The 18,521-nt window shown below is 43.3% G+C and carries 16 protein-coding genes and 1 pseudogene; 13 read left to right on the top strand and 4 right to left on the bottom strand.

Annotated elements, in window-relative coordinates:
• The first annotated feature begins 4 nt into the window (after window positions 1-4).
• From E2R51_RS09865 to E2R51_RS09810, 12 genes and pseudogenes are all read left to right on the top strand, one after another.
• The gene (locus tag E2R51_RS09865) at window positions 5-862 is read left to right on the top strand and encodes a class II fructose-bisphosphate aldolase (protein ID WP_133376875.1); all 858 of its coding nucleotides are present in this window, start codon (window positions 5-7) and stop codon (window positions 860-862) included.
• A gap of 214 nt (window positions 863-1,076) precedes the next feature.
• Window positions 1,077-1,718 (top strand): fructose-6-phosphate aldolase, encoded by a 642-nt coding sequence (gene fsa, locus E2R51_RS09860; RefSeq protein WP_133376874.1) that lies wholly within the window; start codon window positions 1,077-1,079, stop codon window positions 1,716-1,718.
• 161 nt (window positions 1,719-1,879) lie between these two features.
• Entirely contained in the window at window positions 1,880-3,166 is a 1,287-nt protein-coding gene (locus E2R51_RS09855) for a UDP-N-acetylglucosamine 1-carboxyvinyltransferase (protein ID WP_133376873.1), read from the top strand.
• 73 nt (window positions 3,167-3,239) lie between these two features.
• Window positions 3,240-4,202 (top strand): annotated as a pseudogene (gene glpX / locus E2R51_RS09850) (class II fructose-bisphosphatase).
• Window positions 4,203-4,938: 736 nt separating this feature from the next.
• Entirely contained in the window at window positions 4,939-6,228 is a 1,290-nt protein-coding gene (gene rho / locus E2R51_RS09845) for a transcription termination factor Rho (protein WP_133376872.1), read from the top strand.
• A 131-nt stretch (window positions 6,229-6,359) separates the two neighbouring features.
• Window positions 6,360-6,566 (top strand): 50S ribosomal protein L31, encoded by a 207-nt coding sequence (gene rpmE, locus E2R51_RS09840; RefSeq protein ID WP_133376871.1) that lies wholly within the window; start codon window positions 6,360-6,362, stop codon window positions 6,564-6,566.
• Between the two features lie 307 nt (window positions 6,567-6,873).
• Entirely contained in the window at window positions 6,874-7,482 is a 609-nt protein-coding gene (locus E2R51_RS09835; RefSeq protein WP_133376870.1) for a thymidine kinase, read from the top strand.
• A 300-nt stretch (window positions 7,483-7,782) separates the two neighbouring features.
• Entirely contained in the window at window positions 7,783-8,862 is a 1,080-nt protein-coding gene (gene prfA, locus E2R51_RS09830; RefSeq protein WP_133376869.1) for a peptide chain release factor 1, read from the top strand.
• A complete protein-coding gene (gene prmC, locus E2R51_RS09825) occupies window positions 8,849-9,718 on the top strand; it encodes a peptide chain release factor N(5)-glutamine methyltransferase (RefSeq protein WP_133376868.1) in 870 nt (289 codons plus the stop codon). The genes prfA and prmC overlap by 14 nt, the downstream gene beginning before the upstream one ends.
• Before the next feature lie 54 nt (window positions 9,719-9,772).
• Window positions 9,773-10,378 carry a stage II sporulation protein R gene (locus E2R51_RS09820; RefSeq protein ID WP_165967192.1) on the top strand — a complete coding sequence of 202 codons (606 nt, stop codon included), beginning with the start codon at window positions 9,773-9,775 and terminating at the stop codon, window positions 10,376-10,378.
• 210 nt (window positions 10,379-10,588) lie between these two features.
• A complete protein-coding gene (locus tag E2R51_RS09815) occupies window positions 10,589-11,638 on the top strand; it encodes an L-threonylcarbamoyladenylate synthase (protein WP_205703320.1) in 1,050 nt (349 codons plus the stop codon).
• Window positions 11,639-11,775: 137 nt separating this feature from the next.
• Entirely contained in the window at window positions 11,776-12,294 is a 519-nt protein-coding gene (locus tag E2R51_RS09810) for a manganese efflux pump MntP (RefSeq protein WP_133376865.1), read from the top strand.
• Between the two features lie 152 nt (window positions 12,295-12,446).
• On the opposite strand, the gene E2R51_RS09805 is transcribed toward E2R51_RS09810, so the two are convergent.
• The 4 genes from E2R51_RS09805 to E2R51_RS09790 all read right to left on the bottom strand — a co-directional run bounded on the left by E2R51_RS09805 (window position 12,447) and on the right by E2R51_RS09790 (window position 16,978).
• Window positions 12,447-13,826, bottom strand: coding sequence for a family 43 glycosylhydrolase (locus E2R51_RS09805; RefSeq protein ID WP_205703319.1), 1,380 nt, complete (start codon window positions 13,824-13,826; stop codon window positions 12,447-12,449).
• Between the two features lie 94 nt (window positions 13,827-13,920).
• Window positions 13,921-14,742, bottom strand: coding sequence for a carbohydrate ABC transporter permease (locus E2R51_RS09800; protein WP_240733030.1), 822 nt, complete (start codon window positions 14,740-14,742; stop codon window positions 13,921-13,923).
• Entirely contained in the window at window positions 14,735-15,646 is a 912-nt protein-coding gene (locus E2R51_RS09795) for a carbohydrate ABC transporter permease (RefSeq protein WP_133376863.1), read from the bottom strand. The genes E2R51_RS09800 and E2R51_RS09795 overlap by 8 nt, the downstream gene beginning before the upstream one ends.
• A 72-nt stretch (window positions 15,647-15,718) precedes the next feature.
• Window positions 15,719-16,978 carry an ABC transporter substrate-binding protein gene (locus E2R51_RS09790; RefSeq protein WP_133376862.1) on the bottom strand — a complete coding sequence of 420 codons (1,260 nt, stop codon included), beginning with the start codon at window positions 16,976-16,978 and terminating at the stop codon, window positions 15,719-15,721.
• A 346-nt stretch (window positions 16,979-17,324) separates the two neighbouring features.
• On the opposite strand from E2R51_RS09790, the gene E2R51_RS09785 reads away from it, so the two are divergent.
• On the top strand, window positions 17,325-18,503 hold the full coding sequence (locus E2R51_RS09785) for a galactokinase (protein ID WP_133376861.1): 1,179 nt from the start codon (window positions 17,325-17,327) through the stop codon (window positions 18,501-18,503).
• Window positions 18,504-18,521 lie beyond the last annotated feature (18 nt).

The following is an 18,521-nucleotide window of genomic DNA, read 5'->3' as shown; positions in this document are numbered from 1 at the left end:
GATTATGCCTTTAGTATCAATGACAGACATGCTAAACACAGCAAAAGAAAAAGGTTATGCTGTAGGACAGTTTAACTTAAATAATCTTGAATTTACTCAAGCAATTCTTCAAGCTGCTGAGGAAGAAAAATCCCCGGTTATCCTTGGAGTTTCTGAGGGTGCTGCCCGTTATATGAGCGGCTTCAAAACAGTTGTTAAAATGGTAGAAGGTCTTTTAGAAGACTTAAATATCACAGTACCTGTTGCGATTCACCTGGATCACGGTTCAAGCTTCGAAAAATGTAAAGAAGCGATTGATGCAGGATTTACCTCTGTAATGATCGATGCTTCACATGGTCCTTTCGAAGAAAACATTGAAGTTACTTCACGTGTTGTTGAGTACGCTCACTCTAAAGGCGTTTCAGTTGAGGCTGAGCTTGGAGTAGTAGGCGGACAGGAAGACGATGTTGTAGCAGATGGCGTAATCTATGCAGATCCAATCGAATGTAAAGAGCTTGTTGAACGTACTGGCATCGATACACTTGCACCTGCACTTGGTTCAGTTCACGGTCCTTACAAAGGCGAACCAAACCTTGGCTTCAAAGAAATGGAGCAAATCGGTAAGGAAGCGCGTGTTCCAATCGTACTTCACGGCGGAACTGGAATTCCTACAAAGGATATTCAAAAAGCAATTTCATACGGTACAGCAAAAATTAACGTTAACACTGAAAACCAACTTGCTTCAGCTAAAACAGTACGTGAAGTACTTGCTGCAGACGCTGATGTATACGATCCACGTAAATACCTTGGACCTGCTCGTGAAGCAATTAAAGCGACAGTAGCTGGTAAAATGCGTGAATTTGGTTCTTCAAACCAAGCATAAATTAATCGATCTCAATTTCCAATTAAAAAGGAAAAGAGTCATATCATAACGAAGGCTGACTCAAGAATACGAGCCAGATGCCATCGGATTTGGACAAGCATGCACAGCGTGTTATCCTGGTTCAATGGAACTGGCTGGGTTCGAGTCAGCCTTTTCATTTGCTTATCCAATTTTGAAAATTTGAACAATCATACTAACCAAGGGAGATGGGATCATGAAATTTTTTATTGATACTGCTAATATGGAAGAAATCAGAGAAGCGCACAGCTGGGGAATCGTGTCAGGGGTAACTACGAACCCGTCGCTTGTAGCAAAAGAAAATATCTCTTTTCATGATCGTTTAAAAGAAATTACAACACTGGTGGAAGGCTCTGTCAGTGCGGAGGTTATTTCGTTAGAAGCAGAAGGCATGATTGAAGAAGGTTTGGAACTTGCAAAAATCGCACCAAATATCACCGTAAAAGTCCCCATGACACCCGATGGACTAAAAGCAACTGCAGCATTTGCCAAGCAGGGAATTAAAACAAACGTTACGCTTATTTTTAACGCGAACCAAGCCCTGATAGCAGCAAGAGCAGGAGCTTCATATGTATCTCCTTTCCTTGGAAGACTGGATGATATCGGACATGATGGAATGGAATTAATTAATACTATCTCTGATATCTTCGCCATCCATGATATTGATACAGAAATCATCGCGGCATCTATTCGTCATCCTCAACATGTTACTCAAGCTGCGTTAAATGGAGCAAACATTGCAACATGCCCAATAAAGGTTCTAAAACAGCTGTTCCATCACCCGCTTACAGATGCAGGAATTGAAGCATTTTTGAACGATTGGAACAAAACGAAATAAATTTTACCTATTCTCATATTTCTTTCACATGTTTGGTAAGAAGTGTGCGCACACTAACGTAAAAGTCACCTCAGAATTTTGTGATTAAGATGGCTTTGACATGTACTTAATACAGCGGGCACATAAAGCATCTTAATGGAATAGCGGAAGGAGCTTCAACGATGGAGAAATTAAAAATTGAAGGGGGCCACCCTCTAACAGGCAAAATTAAAGTCAGTGGAGCCAAAAATAGCGCGGTAGCCCTTATTCCCGCAGCCATTTTAGCTGATTCTCCAACAGTGATCGAAGGACTTCCTGAAATTTCAGATGTCCAGACATTAAAAGAACTGCTGGAGGAAATTGGAGGGGATGTAACCATCAGTAATGGTGAGATGCATATCAATCCTGATGGCATGATGGCGATGCCACTTCCCAATGGCCGGGTAAAGAAACTGCGCGCTTCCTATTACATGATGGGAGCAATGCTTGGCCGATTTAAAAAGGCTGCAATCGGCCTTCCGGGCGGCTGTCATTTAGGTCCTCGCCCGATCGACCAGCATATTAAAGGTTTCGAAGCACTTGGAGCGAAAGTAACCAATGAGCAGGGAGCACTTTATTTGCGTGCAGATGAGCTTATCGGGGCACGAATTTACCTCGATGTTGTGAGTGTAGGAGCAACGATCAATATTATGCTTGCTGCGGTTCGGGCAAAAGGGCAGACGATCATTGAAAATGCAGCAAAAGAACCTGAAATTATTGATGTCGCCACCCTGTTGAACAATATGGGGGCAAAGATCAAGGGTGCGGGAACAAATGTGATTCGGATAACAGGGGTGGACTCACTAAAGGGTACACGACATACGATTATTCCTGACCGGATTGAAGCGGGTACATTTATGATACTTGGCGCAGCTGCAGGAGGCGGTGTAACGGTTGAAAATGTAATACCGCTTCACATGGAATCATTGATTTCGAAGCTACGTGAAATGGGCGTCCCAATCGAGGTCGGTGATGAGGAGATTTACATTGGAAAATCGGATGATCTTCGTTCTGTAGATATCAAAACTCTTGTTTATCCTGGCTTTCCAACGGATCTGCAACAGCCGCTCACCAGCCTTTTAACGAAAGCCAAAGGAACAGCGATTGTAACCGATACCATTTATTCAGCGCGGTTTAAGCATATTGATGAATTAAGAAGAATGAATGCAAATATTAAAACCGAAGGCAGCTCAGCTATTATCTACGGGCCTACTATCTTGCAGGGAGCGCGCGTGAAAGCATCCGATCTTCGTGCGGGTGCAGCCCTGATCATTGCCGGCGTCATGGCAGAGGGAATCACCGAAGTGACGGGTCTTGAGCATATTGACCGGGGCTATAGCGATCTAATTGATAAGTTAACAGGCTTGGGCGCTGTCATATGGCGCGAAAAAATGACAGAAGAAGAACTTGAACAGGTGAATAATACGTAAATTAGTATGTCACATTAAGGGTTCAATGTGTTATACTTATTCCCGATAATACATTGTTAAGGGGATGGGTAACATGGAACGCAGTTTATCAATGGAGCTTGTACGTGTAACAGAAGCAGCAGCTCTCGCCTCAGCCAGATGGATGGGGAGAGGACTGAAAAACGAAGCAGATGACGCAGCAACTACTGCGATGAGAGACGTATTCGACACCATTCCAATGAAGGGGACAGTTGTAATTGGAGAGGGAGAGATGGACGAGGCACCGATGCTCTATATTGGTGAAAAACTTGGAACAGGCTACGGCCCCCGGGTTGACGTCGCTGTGGATCCTGTTGAAGGTACGAATATTGTTGCATCAGGCGGATGGAACGCGATTGCCGTTCTGGCAGTTGCTGATCATGGAAACCTGTTAAATGCACCTGACATGTATATGGACAAAATTGCGGTAGGCCCTGAAGCAATAGGACAAATAGACATTAATGCATCAGTTCTGGACAACTTAAAAGCTGTTGCACGAGCTAAAAATAAAGATATTGAAGACGTGGTGGCAACTGTATTGAACCGTGAACGCCATGCGAAAATCATCCAGGAACTGCGTGACGCAGGAGCAAAAATCAAGCTTATCGGGGACGGCGACATTGCTGGTGCCATCAATACAGCATTTGATGCAACCGGTGTGGACATTTAATTTGGTTCAGGCGGCGCACCCGAAGGCGTTATTGCAGCGGTCGGCCTAAAAAGCCTGGGCGGAGAAATCCAGGGAAAACTGCTTCCTCAAAACGATGCAGAAGCCGATCGATGCAAAGCAATGAATCTGGACGTAAACAAAATTCTTCTTATGGAAGATTTAGTGCGCGGAGATGACGCAATCTTTGCAGCAACAGGCATTACAGATGGAGAGCTCCTGAAAGGCGTACAATTCAAAGCTACATACGGAGCCACCCACTCACTCGTCATGCGGGCAAAATCCGGCACCGTCCGCTTCGTCGAAGGAAACCACAGCCTAAACAAAAAACCGAACCTGGTTATGAAATAACTAAAAGCGGAAGCTGGCGTTTAGGGGCGACAAGCACAAGGCGAGTACGAACGGAAGGCCGCTCTTTGCCGTCCGATCGTACTTGACTTGTGACCTCGAGCCCCTGCCCGCTGGAGCTGGATAGAGTAAAAGCGGAAACAGGCGTTTAGCTCCGACAGACGTAAGGCGATCTGCCAAGCAGGCGCTTTTTGCCTGAATGGCAGAGTGACTTACGATCCGAGGAGCTGCCTGTTGGAGCTGGATAAAGTAAAAGCGTAAGGCGCTCGTTCAGCCCCGACAAGCATAAGACGCGGTGGCCGGGTGGATGCTCTTTATCCACTTGGCCAGCGTGACTTATGACCTCGAGGGGCTAGCGCCTGGAGCTGGATAAAGTAAAAGCGGTAGGCGCTCGTTCAGCCCCGACCTCAAAAGGTTATTTTTACCTATTTAGTAAACCGTCTTTTAACAGTAGGATCGAAAGTCCCTCGTACTTTGAACGTGATCGTTACTAAAGCCACCCAGCTTAAAAGCTTCGATTTGTAAATATATACATTCGAGGCTTTTTTCTAATTAATTCATTGCTTGTCGACACAATAACAGGTAAAATGATGATGGTTTATAAGATCTTCATGTTTCTTCAACGTTTCAAAATCATTCAACCTCTTTTCTTCTAGCAACATGCCCTTATCCATTTCGAATAATCAACCAATAGAACGTATGGCTAGAGAACAGAAAATATAAAAAGTGTGGTGTCCTTATGGAAGAGTTAAAAATGTCGTCGCTTGATAATATGAAGCTTAAGGAATTATACGAATTAGCCAAGGAATATCGTGTTTCCTACTATAGCAAACTGACAAAAAAAGAATTAATTTTCGCTATATTAAAATCCCGTGCAGAACAAGAAGGCTTTTTCTTTATGGAAGGCGTCCTTGAAATCATTCAATCTGAAGGATTTGGCTTCCTGCGCCCGATTAATTATTCGCCTAGTTCAGAGGATATTTACATATCCGCATCTCAAATCCGCCGTTTTGATCTTCGTAATGGAGATAAGGTATCAGGAAAAGTGCGTCCGCCTAAAGAAAACGAACGCTACTTTGGCCTGCTGCACGTAGAAGCGGTAAATGGAGAGGACCCTGAAACTTCAAAAGAACGAGTTCATTTCCCGGCACTGACGCCTTTATATCCAGACCGTCAAATTAAACTGGAAACAGAGCCGAAGTCTCTTTCGACGCGTATTATGGACCTTGTTTCGCCGGTGGGATTTGGACAGCGCGGACTGATCGTTGCGCCGCCTAAAGCAGGAAAGACGATGCTGTTGAAGGAAATTGCCAACTCCGTTACAACGAATCATCCAGAAGCGGAGCTTATTGTACTGCTGATTGATGAACGTCCGGAGGAAGTGACCGATATCGAACGTTCAGTGCAGGCAGACGTTGTCAGCTCAACTTTCGATGAAGTGCCAGAAAATCATATTAAAGTAGCAGAGCTTGTCCTTGAGCGCGCGATGCGTCTGGTGGAGCATAAGCGTGATGTAATTATCTTAATGGACAGTATTACTCGTCTGGCACGCGCATATAACCTGGTTATACCGCCGAGCGGCCGTACACTGTCAGGAGGGATTGACCCTGCTGCGTTCCACCGTCCTAAGCGTTTCTTTGGTGCTGCACGGAATATTGAAGAGGGTGGAAGCCTGACAATCCTGGCCACAGCACTTGTGGATACCGGTTCACGGATGGACGAAGTGATCTATGAAGAATTTAAAGGAACGGGCAACATGGAACTTCACCTCGACCGCAACCTTGCAGAACGACGCATTTTCCCTGCGATCGATATTAAGCGAAGCGGAACGCGTAAAGAAGAGCTTCTTGTACCGGCAGGACATTTGGATAAACTTTGGGCGATACGCCGCGGGCTTTCTGATTCCCATGACTTCGCGGAGCGTTTCCTTCGTAAACTGCGTCAGTCAAAAACCAATGATGAATTTTTTGTCACATTGACAGAGGAAATGAAAACCCATCAGTCCAATGGATCATCCAGAAACAAATAAAACGTGTATTGCCTAACAGTAAACAGGCTGATATAATGTAAGCTGTGTGCTTGAAAAGTAATCAGGTGCATGCTAATATAGTAAGTACTTACTCTGTTCCAGATGGTTCAGGGCGGAAGGAGATGAAAGAGATGAGAGCAGGAATTCATCCAAATTACAAAATCGCAAAGGTTTCTTGTACTTGCGGTAATGAATTTGAAACTGGTTCTGTGAAAGAAGACATTCGTGTTGAGGTTTGTGCTGAGTGTCACCCATTCTACACAGGACGTCAAAAATTCGCAGCAGCTGATGGCCGTGTTGATCGCTTCAACAAAAAATACGGTCTTAAAGAACAGTAATATCAAAACAGGCAAGAGAAATTGTCTTGCCTGTTTTTTTACGGCAAAAATGGGAAAAATAAAGAGGGAAATTGACGAATTAGGTCAATATTCCCCCTTGTTCCCGCTAAACGAAAAACGTAAAATGAAAAAAAGATCAATGGTAAAATCGATGAATGACTCCTGTGCATAACTAGTATCAATGGAGATCATTCTTTTCTTTTTTATACATAGAGCGTTGATATAGAGTGATTTAGTGCTTTTTTATGAATGGATTTAGATCCTCACATTGTACAAAAGCAACTGCAAGGAAGGAGCTGTATTTCTGGTGTATGTAATGAAACAGACGGGTTGGGTTGAAGTCATTTGCGGCAGTATGTTTTCAGGAAAGTCGGAGGAGCTGATCCGGCGGGTAAGAAGGGCGCAGTTTGCGCGTCAGCATATATTAGTATTTAAACCGAAGCTTGATGACCGGTATAGTGAAGAGGCGATTGTATCGCATAACGGTGCTTCCGTTATTGCTGTTCCTGTTGAAAGCTCTTCAGAAATCCTGGACCTGGTGACAACAAAAGCTGATCTGATTGCAATTGATGAGGTCCAGTTTTTCGATAACGGCATCATTGATGTAGTAACTCAGCTGGCAGATCAGGGATACCGTGTCGTAACCGCCGGACTTGATCAGGATTTTAAAGGTGAACCATTCGGTCCCGTTCCCCATTTAATGGCATTGGCTGAGCAGGTAACCAAGCTTCAGGCAGTTTGTGCAGTCTGCGGATCACCAGCCAGCCGTACTCAGCGTCTGATAGAGGGCAAACCGGCCGGATATGACGATCCTATCATTTTAGTTGGTGCATCAGAAGCATATGAACCCCGCTGCAGACATCACCATGAAGTGCCAACCGGCGTAACGGTTTCAGGGGAAATGTCCAGGAAATAAAATTATGATTAATGGAAAAAAGCGCTCAGCAGATACGGGTGCTTTTTTTGTTTATAAAAATATAAAATACTAGTATAAAATGCTGTTAAGTTGAATGAATGCAGTGCAGGACGCATAAAAAGGTGGAAAGAATGCGACAATAAGTTCATCCGTTACTTTGCCAGTATATACGTTTCGACCCTGCTGGATTTTTCCTGGGGGGTAAAGTTGAGGACTTCTATATACTCGCCCGCCCATTTCCACTAAAATCATTGTCTACCTACCGGCCATCGGATATACTATCTAGAGAGGTGAAGAGAAATGTTCGATCGATTGCAGGCGGTAGAAGACCGTTATGATAAATTAAATGAAATGCTTAGTGACCCGGAAATCGTGAACGACACGAATAAACTGCGCGAGTACTCAAAGGAACAGTCTGATATGACTGAAACTGTGGAGACGTACCGCCAATATAAAGAAGTATATCAGCAGCATAAAGAAGCCAGAGAAATGCTCAACGAAAAGCTGGATGCTGATATGCGCGAGATGGTTAAAGAAGAGGTTAGTGAATTAGCAAAAGAAATTGAAGGACTTGAAGACAAACTTCATATTTTACTAATTCCAAAAGATCCAAACGACGATAAAAACGTTATCATGGAAATTCGCGGCGCGGCTGGCGGAGATGAAGCTGCTTTGTTTGCGGGCGATCTTTATCGCATGTACAGCCGATATGCAGAATCGCGCGGCTGGAAAATTGAAGTGATTGAAGCCAGCACAACAGGTGTGGGCGGATATAAAGAGATCATTTTCATAATCAACGGAAACGGTGCTTATTCCCATATGAAATACGAGAATGGTGCTCACCGTGTCCAACGTGTTCCTGAAACGGAATCAGGCGGACGTATTCATACATCAACGGCAACAGTAGCCTGTTTGCCTGAGACAGAAGAAGTGGAAATCGAAATTCATGACAAAGATATCCGCGTGGATACCTTTGCTTCAAGCGGACCGGGCGGACAATCGGTTAATACCACGATGTCAGCCGTCCGTCTTACACATGTTCCTACGGGGATCGTTGCATCTATTCAAGATGAAAAATCCCAAATCAAAAATAAAGAAAAAGCCATGAAATTATTGCGTGCTCGTGTTTATGACAAGTTTCAGCAGGAAGCGCAGGCAGAATATGATGCAGTCAGAAAATCTGCTGTTGGCTCCGGTGATCGTTCTGAACGGATTCGTACGTATAATTTCCCTCAAAATCGGGTGACAGACCACCGAATTGGTCTGACGATTCAGAAGCTCGATCAGATTTTGCAGGGTAAAATGGATGAGGTTATCGAAGCGCTGATTATGGAAGAGCAATCAGCTAAAATGGAGTCCATGAATAATGGCGAATTTTAAAATTTTTGAGGCCCTTAATTGGGCTTCTTCTTATTTAGAAGACTTTAATCGTGAAAAGCATGGGGCGGAATTATTGCTGCGCCATGTACTTCAATTGGATTATACGGCTTTTTACACGAATATCCGTGAAGAGATGAAAGAAAGTGATGTCTATCAGTTTAAAAAGATGATCGAAGAACATGCTGCTGGCACGCCGGTGCAGCATATTATTGGTTCTGAATCATTTTATGGACGTGATTACATTGTCAATTCCCATGTGTTAATTCCCCGTCCTGAAACGGAAGAACTGATTTATTATGGACTAGAACGAAGTGCGGGCATTTTTGCTAAAGGTCAGTCATTACATTGCGCAGATATCGGAACAGGCAGCGGTGCCATTGCGATTACGTTGAAGCTTGAGCGCCCATCCTGGCAGGTCACGGCTGTTGACATTTCATCCGAGGCGCTGGCGGTTGCAAAAGAAAATGCAAAGAAGCTGAAAGCTGAAGTCCAGTTTGCTCAAGGCGATTTATTAGCTGATTTGGATGCCTCAATGACATTCGATCTGGTGCTTTCCAATCCGCCATACATTCCACACGGGGACCTGGAGGGCATGTCTGATATTGTGGTGGATCATGAACCGCATCAGGCACTTTTTGCAGAAGAAGAAGGGCTGATTTTGTACAGAAGAATGTGTGAGCAGCTTCCTGAATTCATGAATCGGCCGGGGATGATTGGGTTTGAGGTCGGAGCTGGGCAGGGCGAACAGGTTGCCGGTTTATTAAAAGCATCTTTCCCAAAAGATGAGGTAGACATCGTATTCGACATTAATGGAAAAGACCGCATGGTTTTTTGTCGTCTTTTACCTGATGTTTAAAAAAGCAATAGTTCGTCCACAATGACGTGTATCAAAGCATGTGGGGGAACGACGATGAAAACAAAGTGGCTGATCGCAACAATTCTATCAAGCTCATTATTATTGCCGGTCCAGCAGGCAGAGGCGAATGAACATCAGGACATTCGTTTTCGGGTACTGGCCCATAGCGATGAGGAACAGGATCAAGCAATAAAACAAACGGTCTATACACTCGTTCAGGAACAAATTCTTCAAACGCTTGCAGGGGAACAATGGGATAGAGAAGATCTGATTCAGCAAATGGAGAAACATGTGGGTGACTGGGAACAGCTTGTCCAGCGGAAATTAGCAGAAGAGGGCATCTCTTACTCAGCAACTGTGCGCTTTGAAAAACACTTGTTTCCACAGAAGAAAACAGACGAGCAGGTGTATGAGGAAGGACTTTTTGATACAGTTATTGTGACATTGGGAGAAGGTCAGGGGAAAAACTGGTGGTGTTCTATTTTTCCGGATCTTTGTGGAGAAGTGCTAATAAAAAAAGCAAAAGCAGCTGACAAAAAAGACGACAGTGAGTGCGAAACCGACTTATCCCCAGAAAAAGATTTATCCAGTGAAGATGTGGAAGTGGAATCCTATATTGTTAACTGGTTTCACAAAGGATGGGATTGGATAACAAATTAAAGTGAAATGAGGATAACCGTTCAATTATTCACAGAGTTGTGCACAAAATGAACAAAGTTATACACAGTTTGTGGACAACCTCCAATTATCTGTTGATTAAAAAGAGTATAATATACTAATAATTTGAGAGATGTCCTGATAAATTAAGAAAAATCCTATACTAAATTAATAAATCGATTAAAAGTAAAAATAATTTGGGAGATGATTCACATGAATACCACGCAGTGGAGTGTGGATAAAAATGTGGATAAAATTTTGAAATATCCACAGATAGAACAGGCAGCGCAATTATTACGCGAAGGAAAAACAGTTGCCTTTCCAACAGAGACAGTCTATGGCCTTGGGGCAGATGCTACAAGCGACCAGGCTGTGCAAGGGATTTTCGAAGCAAAGGGAAGACCCTCCGATAACCCTCTAATTGTCCATATCTCCTCAAAAAAACAACTCCATGATATTGTTGAACATGTGGATAACCAGGCCGGGAAACTAATTGAGCAGTTTTGGCCAGGACCTCTTACACTCATTTTCAAAAAGAAAGAAGGAGTGTTTTCTGATTTGGTGACAGCAGGTCTGGACACAGTAGGAATACGTATGCCGGATCATCCTGTCGCGCTTTCGATCATTGAAGCAGCCGGAAAACCGATTGCCGCACCAAGTGCCAACAGAAGCGGGAAACCAAGCCCTACCTCAGCTGACCATGTGTATCATGATTTACACGGCCGGATTGCAGGAATTGTGGATGGCGGAGAGACGGGGGTAGGAGTAGAATCCACAGTGCTGGATTGCACAGTGACGCCTCCGGCTATTTTAAGACCTGGCGGGGTTTCTTACGAAGAGATTGTGGAATGCATTGGATATGCTGTGATTGATCCGTCTGTTGAAGAACAAATAGAAAAGCCGAGATCTCCAGGTATGAAATATACTCATTATGCTCCGACCGCCCCGCTTTTTGTAACCAAGGGCTCAGATAAATGGCTGCAGGAAACCATCATCTCCTTTCAGCAGACTGGAAAAAAAGTTGGCGTAATGGCGACAGTGGAAACCATCAGTCATCTTCATGCGGACTTTTTAGTGGCTTGTGGAAGTGAGGAAGACTTATCAACAACCGCGCATTCCCTGTATGACAGCATTCGCGCTTTCGACAATGAAGCTGTGGATATCATTTTGGCCCAGAGCGTTGAACCAACCGGTATAGGCGCTGCCATAATGAATCGTCTGGTTAAAGCAGCAGGGCATAAGTGGCTGACGGAAAATGAATAAGATGAAAACGTCTCTTTTATCTATAGAGGCGTTTTTTACATAATAATGAAAAACATCCGTAAATTGAGGGTGATCAAGTTCTTCATTTCCTCCAAAGAGCATAAAGTCAATGTAGGAGCAGGGGAGAGGGGGATTTGGTGGACCTCATTGTATGGCTTGCGGTGGGGCTGGGAATGGATGCTTTTTCAGCCAGTATTGCGATTGGTGCTCAGGGGATTAAGGAGTCCGAAAAATGGAGCGGCAGCATATTAGTAGGCATTTTTCATGTTGTCATGCCAGTTATCGGAATTTTAATAGGAGGCATTCTCTCTCAAACAGTCAGCTGGGTGGGAGTTGCATTATTAGTTGCTGTTGGACTGCAAATGATTCGCTCGGGTATGATCGGAAGAAGTCTCCCTGTTGTTATGATGACATGGACAAGATGGTTCGTTTTTGCGATTGGTGTCAGTGTAGACAGCCTGTCGGTAGGTGTTACCCTTGGAGTTACACATACAAACACCTGGATAGCTGTTGCGTTGTTTGGAATTTTTGCGACCATTATGACCAGAGTTGGTCTTCAAATAGGACAAGTGCTCAAGCATACAGTAGGCAGATACAGTGAAGTGATAGGCGGAAGTATTCTGATTGGAATTGCGATACGGATGATTGTGGGCTGACCATTACATAGAAAATGGCTCACTGGACCTTGAAAGCAAAGGTCCTTTTTAAATGGTAGAAAGATGTAAAGATACCGGCACTTATGTTGATGACGAGAAAAAATCAATTAATCGAAAAAAGAGCACCGGCGTTACGCGGTGCTCTTAATCAGTTATTCTCTGAATTCCACATGGCGCAGCAGCACTTCTCCATTTTGCACTTCTAAATCGAAGCTCGTGGACCCTTTTTCCAGCTCAAGGGTGTACGTGCTGACTGAAAGAGTTTCAGTGGATCCGTCATTTTTCCCAAGATAAACCTTAAATGAATCGTCCTTATTGGTAGTACCGTTTACATTAACTTCTTGGTTATTTTTCCCGTACAAATAAAAGGTGTAGGTCCCATCGCTTGGGGCAGAAAAATCAAACTGTACGGAATCTCCTTTTTCAAGCCGAAGCAAATTGTCTTTTTCCACAGCTGATTCTGACTCCATTTCTTCTGCATTGATTCGATAAATGGCAGTTGAATCTCCGGACGGCAAAGGAATGGGTTCTTCTAAAGCTGCCGGCTCTCCGAATTCCGGGAAGCCTTGAGCATCGAAGGTAAATGGCTGCATGCGTACGTTTCTTGTCCAGCCCGACCCTTCCGCTTTGGCGGCATGATAGACAATCCAATCTTCTTTCCCGTCAGGTGATTTTGTAAAGGATGCATGCCCGGGACCAAAAACCCCGTTACCGCTTTTAAAAACAGGTGTATCCTTTTTCGCCCAGGAAGACGGATCAAGCAGATCATCTCCTTCAGCAGCGGTCAAAACCCCAAGATTATAAAAATCACTCCAGCTTCCACTGCCGGAATAAACAATGTGAATTTTATCCTCGTGCTGTAGGATCTGCGGACCTTCATTAATAGAAGGAGAGCCCCCGCCTGTTTCCCAATCATATTCCGGTCTTGAAAGCTCAACGCGTTCACTGTTGATGGTAGCTGGATCAGACATGCCTGCGATGTATATGTACTGACTGACATTTTCATCGCCCTCCCAGCCGGACCATACATAATACAGTTCATCCTGCTGTTGAATGACTGTACCGTCAATGCCCCATTTATCAGTAGAATCAGTAATTTGACCAAGATCGGTATAATCCGAGAACGGATCGTCTGTTTCAGATTCCAGTACGAACATGCGGTGTTCCGTTCCGACTCCGCTTGCCGCGTAGTAGACATACCACTTTCCATTGATAAAATGAATTTCCGGTGCCCAGACATTTTGACTGTTCGGCGTCCCGTATTCTGGCTGCCAGATCACTTTGGATTCAGCGTTGGCAAGGGAAGCGGGATTATCCGTCTTCCAAATGGTCACATTAAAGCCGGTCGTTTGAGTGTAAATATAATAGTCTTCATGTTTGACCATCCACGGGTCCGCACCATCAGGCAAAATGGGATTATAAAAGTCTGTTTGTTTTTGAGGGGAAGAACCACTGGTAAAAGCATAGACAGCTCCGCCAATTGCAATGACTAAAAGAAGCGCTCCTGTTACAAAGATCGACTTGCGTTTCACGTATTCATCCTCCTTTTAAATGTGAAATGCCAGTCCGCGGTGCCAAAAATGCAAGGACGGGACTGGCAATATAATCGATGAAGCCTAAATGTAATTACTTAATGCCGGACTGTGTAATTCCTTTGATAAACGACTTTTGTCCGATCAGGAAAACAATCAGAATAGGGATGGTGGCAATTGTTGTAAGTGCCATCAATTTTCCATAAGAGGATACGAAGCTTCCCTGCTGCATAATCGCAATTCCTGTTGTCACAGTCCGCATATCAGGAGTGCTCGTAACAACTAACGGCCACAGGAAGTCATTATAAATGCCCATAAAAGTAAAGATCGCTAAAGTGGCAAGTATTGGCTTTGCAGAAGGAAGGACAACCTTAATAAAAATTTGCCATTTATTTGCCCCATCAATTCGTGCTGCCTCTTCCAGCTCCTTAGGAAAGGCTCTGAAAAATTGATACAGGAGGAATACACCAAATGCGTTTGCCGAGTAAGGCAAAATGAGTGGTGCGTACGTATTTAGCAGCCCGAGATTGCTAAATTGCTGATACAAAGGCAAGAAAGTAATAACCCATGGAATCATTAAGGTACTGACAAACAGCGGGAATAACACTTTCTTAAAAGGAACATCCAGTCGGGCCAGACCATATGCCGCCATGGAGTCAATAATCAATACGATGGTTACTCCAGCGATGCCGACGAATAAAGAATTAAACATCCAGCGGAAAACAGGAACGGTCTGATCTAGCAGCGTGCTTTTATAATTATCGAATGTAAACTGCTGCGGCAGAAAAGAAGCTCCGCCAATTGCTTCAAAATCGCTTTTGAAAGAAGTAGACAGCATCCATAAAAGAGGAGTAATAAACAAAACAGCAAGGACAGAAGCGATCACGATTAACAAAATTTTATTTCTCTTACGCATGTTCATTCCCCCTTCCTTTTTTGCCTCTGCTTAATAGAAACTGTCCGACAGAAATGCTGATCATAATTAAAGACATCAGCATAGCCATAGCGGATGCCACACCCATTTGGCGCAGCTGGAAAGCTTGCTGCACAATGCCCATTAATAATACTTCTGTTGAATCGCCAGGACCGCCGCCTGTCATTAAGTATGGCTGACCATAGACATTAAACGAAGCGATGGTAGAGGTGATAATTACAAAGATCATAATCGGGCGAATAGATGGCAGTGTAATGTGGATAAACTTTTGGAAGCCGGTAGCGCCATCAATGTCAGCTGCTTCATACATTTCTTCAGGTACTTCATTTAATGCGTTAATAAAAATGATCATATTGAATCCAATGGTCCACCAAACCGTTGCAATTACGATGGAAATCCAGGCATACGGAAGTTTCGTTAACCACGGAATTGCGTTTAGACCAAGCGCCTGTAATGCATTATTCATCAAACCTGAGTTGGTATCTAAAATCCACAGCCATAAAACAGCGATGATCGACACGGAAATGGCATATGGAAGAAAGTAAGCAGTTCTGAAAAAACCGCGAATTTTTGAAGGTAAGCTATTGACGAGCATCGCAAGCAGTAGACCGATGACAACCAATAGAGGCACACTATAGACAACAAATTGTAAGGTGTTCGTTAAGCCATTAAGAAAAATTTTATTTTCGGATGTACCCGATGTGAAGATCTGTGTATAGTTTTCGAAACCGACGAAAGGACGAATAGGTGAGATTAAATTCCAATCATGGAAGCTGATATAAATTCCATAGATTAGTGGAGCGACCAGAAATAAAATAAACATCACTAAATAGGGTAAAACAAACAAGAATGAGGTAAAAGCAGATAGTTTTGATTTAGATTTCATATTAATACCTTCTTTCTTTTTCGAGCTAAGATAAGGAAGAGGCAAGAGTCAGACTCTCACCTCCCAATCATTCTATTGTAATCTGCTTTTTGCTTCTTCTTGTGCCTGCTCCAATGCTTCCTGCGGCTCCATAGAACCCAGAAGAACTTCATTCACTGCACTGTATAGAGGATCAGAAAGTGGTCCCCAGTTTTCAACTGCTGGTGCAAATTGAGCATAATCAAATTGCTTTGCTACCTGCGGCTGCTGCGTCATTTCATTAAATTCGTCACTCTCATAAACAGCTTTTGAAACAGGGGCTTGACCGGATTCAGCCCACGCCTGGCCATTTTCACCCGCAAAATTCAAGAAGGTCGTTATAGCTTCAATTTTTGCTTCATCCTGTACAGTTTCCGGAATTACAAAGTTATGTGAATTAGCAAATACAGCGTCCTGTTCGGTTCCAAGCTGCGGTACTGGCGCTACTCCGAAATTGATATTTGATTCTTCGAATTGGTTAAGCATCCAAGGCCCGTTCATATGCATAGCGCTTTTCCCTTGAAGGAATAGCGTCAACTCTCCGTCCTGCTGAACATTTTCAGGTGATACCTTATGTTCAAAAATCAGGTCTGACTGGAATTGAAGTGCTTCAACTGCTTCATCAGATGCATAATTCACTTTTCCGTCCGAAATCAATTCTCCACCGTTTTGATAAACGATGGTAGGGAAAATAAATTGCTGCGGCCACAAGGTTGGAACGGCATAACCCCATTCGCCGTTTTCAGCATTGGTTAACTGTTTTGCCATTTCAACAAATTCTTCACGGTTGGTGGGCGGTGCTTCCGGATCAAGACCGGCAGCTTCAAACATATCCTTATTGTAATAAAACATTAATGGGTGGATATCAAGTGGGACCCCATAAAGAGCTCCATCAACTTCAACGCCGTTCCAGGCAGTTGGATGATAATCTTCTTTATTTATTGTATCGCCCAGGATCGGTTCCATATCCTTTAAGATGTTTTGATTGGCATAAGTGGCAATTTGATCTCCGTGCATGATCATCAAGTCGGGTGAATCCTCCTGCCCGTTTAAAGACAAATCAATCGTAGTATAGTATTCGGATTGAGGCACAATTTGCAGATTGACTTTAACATCTTCTTGTGAGCTATTAAACTCATCTACGATTTCTTTCATTTTCGGTCCATCGGGTCCTGAAAAGGGTGCCCAGAACGAAACGGTCTGAGTACTGCCGCTGTCAGCGCTTTCATTTTCTCCGTCAGAATTACTGCAGCCTGCAAGAGCAGCTGCAATTCCAATAACTGTAGCCATCGATAGTAAAGATTTTTTAAACATCGTATCCCCCCAAGTAATATTTTAGTTAATGTTTTCGAAAGTATTAACTAAAACAAACTTACCCAATCCTTACAGTGTTGTCAATATACAAATCTTTTGAAAATGATGACAAGTAGTATTTTTAATAGTTTTTTAAACATTAAAAAGCCTGTTTTTAAGCGTTTATTGGTTATTTTATTAAATAATTAAAAGAATGAAAATAAAGATTAGAACTAGTTTTAAGATATATTTTAGTAAAATAAAAGATATTTTATCGTTGACTTTAACTAAAATGTTAACTTAGAATAGAATTGTAATCGTTTTCTTTCTTAAAATTCATTTTTTATTTATATAAAGGAGGGTGAGCATGAAACTCCATACATTAGAACGCTCATTTAAGGAAATTTTCAATCAGGATCATGAACAGTGTTTTTTTGCTCCGGGCAGAATTAATTTAATTGGCGAGCACACGGATTATAACGGGGGAAAAGTTTTTCCTTTAGCAATTACGTGCGGTACATATGCGTTAGTAAAAAAACGAAATGATCGCACCATTCGTATGGCATCCCTTAATTTTAAAAGAGAAGGCGTAATAGAAGGGTCACTGGATGAATTAGCGTTTGGAAGTCAAAAAGGCTGGATTAATTACCCGAACGGGGTGGTGAAGCTTCTGATCGATAGCGGCCATGCCATTGAAACGGGATTTGATGTGTTGTTTTACGGAAACATTCCAAATGGAGCAGGACTGTCATCCTCTGCTTCGATTGAACTGGCAACGGGTGTCATGCTTCAGCGATTGTTTGATATTGAAATCGACCGAATTGAACTCATTAAACTGTGTCAAAAAGTAGAAAATGAGTTCATCGGCGTAAACAGCGGCATTATGGATCAGTTTGCTATCGGCATGGGAAAAGAAGGTCAGGCCATCTGGCTTGATTGCGAGACACTTGAGTATGAATACGCTCCGATTGAACTTAAAGAGGAACAAATTGTTATTATGAATACAAACAAACGAAGAGAACTTGCTTCTTCAAAGTATAATGAAAGAAGAGCAGAGTGCGAGCAGGCACTTGAAAGGATTCAGCGGAAGCTGACTGTTCAATCGCTGGGTGAAGTTTCGCTCGATGAATTCGCCAAAGTTAAGGATATGATAGGAGATGCGCTTTTGGCTAAGCGTGCAGCTCATGTTATATCAGAGAATGAGCGGACAGAAAAAGCGCTTCATTTTCTTAAAGCTGGCAATCTATCAGCTGTGGGTCAGTTAATGAATGAATCTCACCGCTCTTTAAGAGACGACTATGAAGTGACAGGCAAAGAGCTGGATACGCTGGTTGAGCTTGCATGGAAGCAGGATGGTGTAATCGGAGCCCGTATGACAGGGGCAGGATTTGGCGGATGTGCCATCGCGATTGTAAAAACGGAGGCGATCGATCGGTTTATCCAAAATGTTGGCACTCACTATGCAAAGGAGTGCGGAATTGAAGCAGAATTCTATACTGCAAGTGCGGGGGAAGGCGCCCATGAGATCATGAAAGAGAAGGCTTAGCCGAAGCTTAATTAAGGG

The sequence above is a fragment of the Jeotgalibacillus sp. S-D1 genome, assembly GCF_004358665.1.
Classification (GTDB): domain Bacteria; phylum Bacillota; class Bacilli; order Bacillales; family Jeotgalibacillaceae; genus Jeotgalibacillus.
The sequence above is the reverse complement of the archived record's forward strand: the minus strand, read 5'-3'. Positions and strand labels throughout refer to the sequence as shown.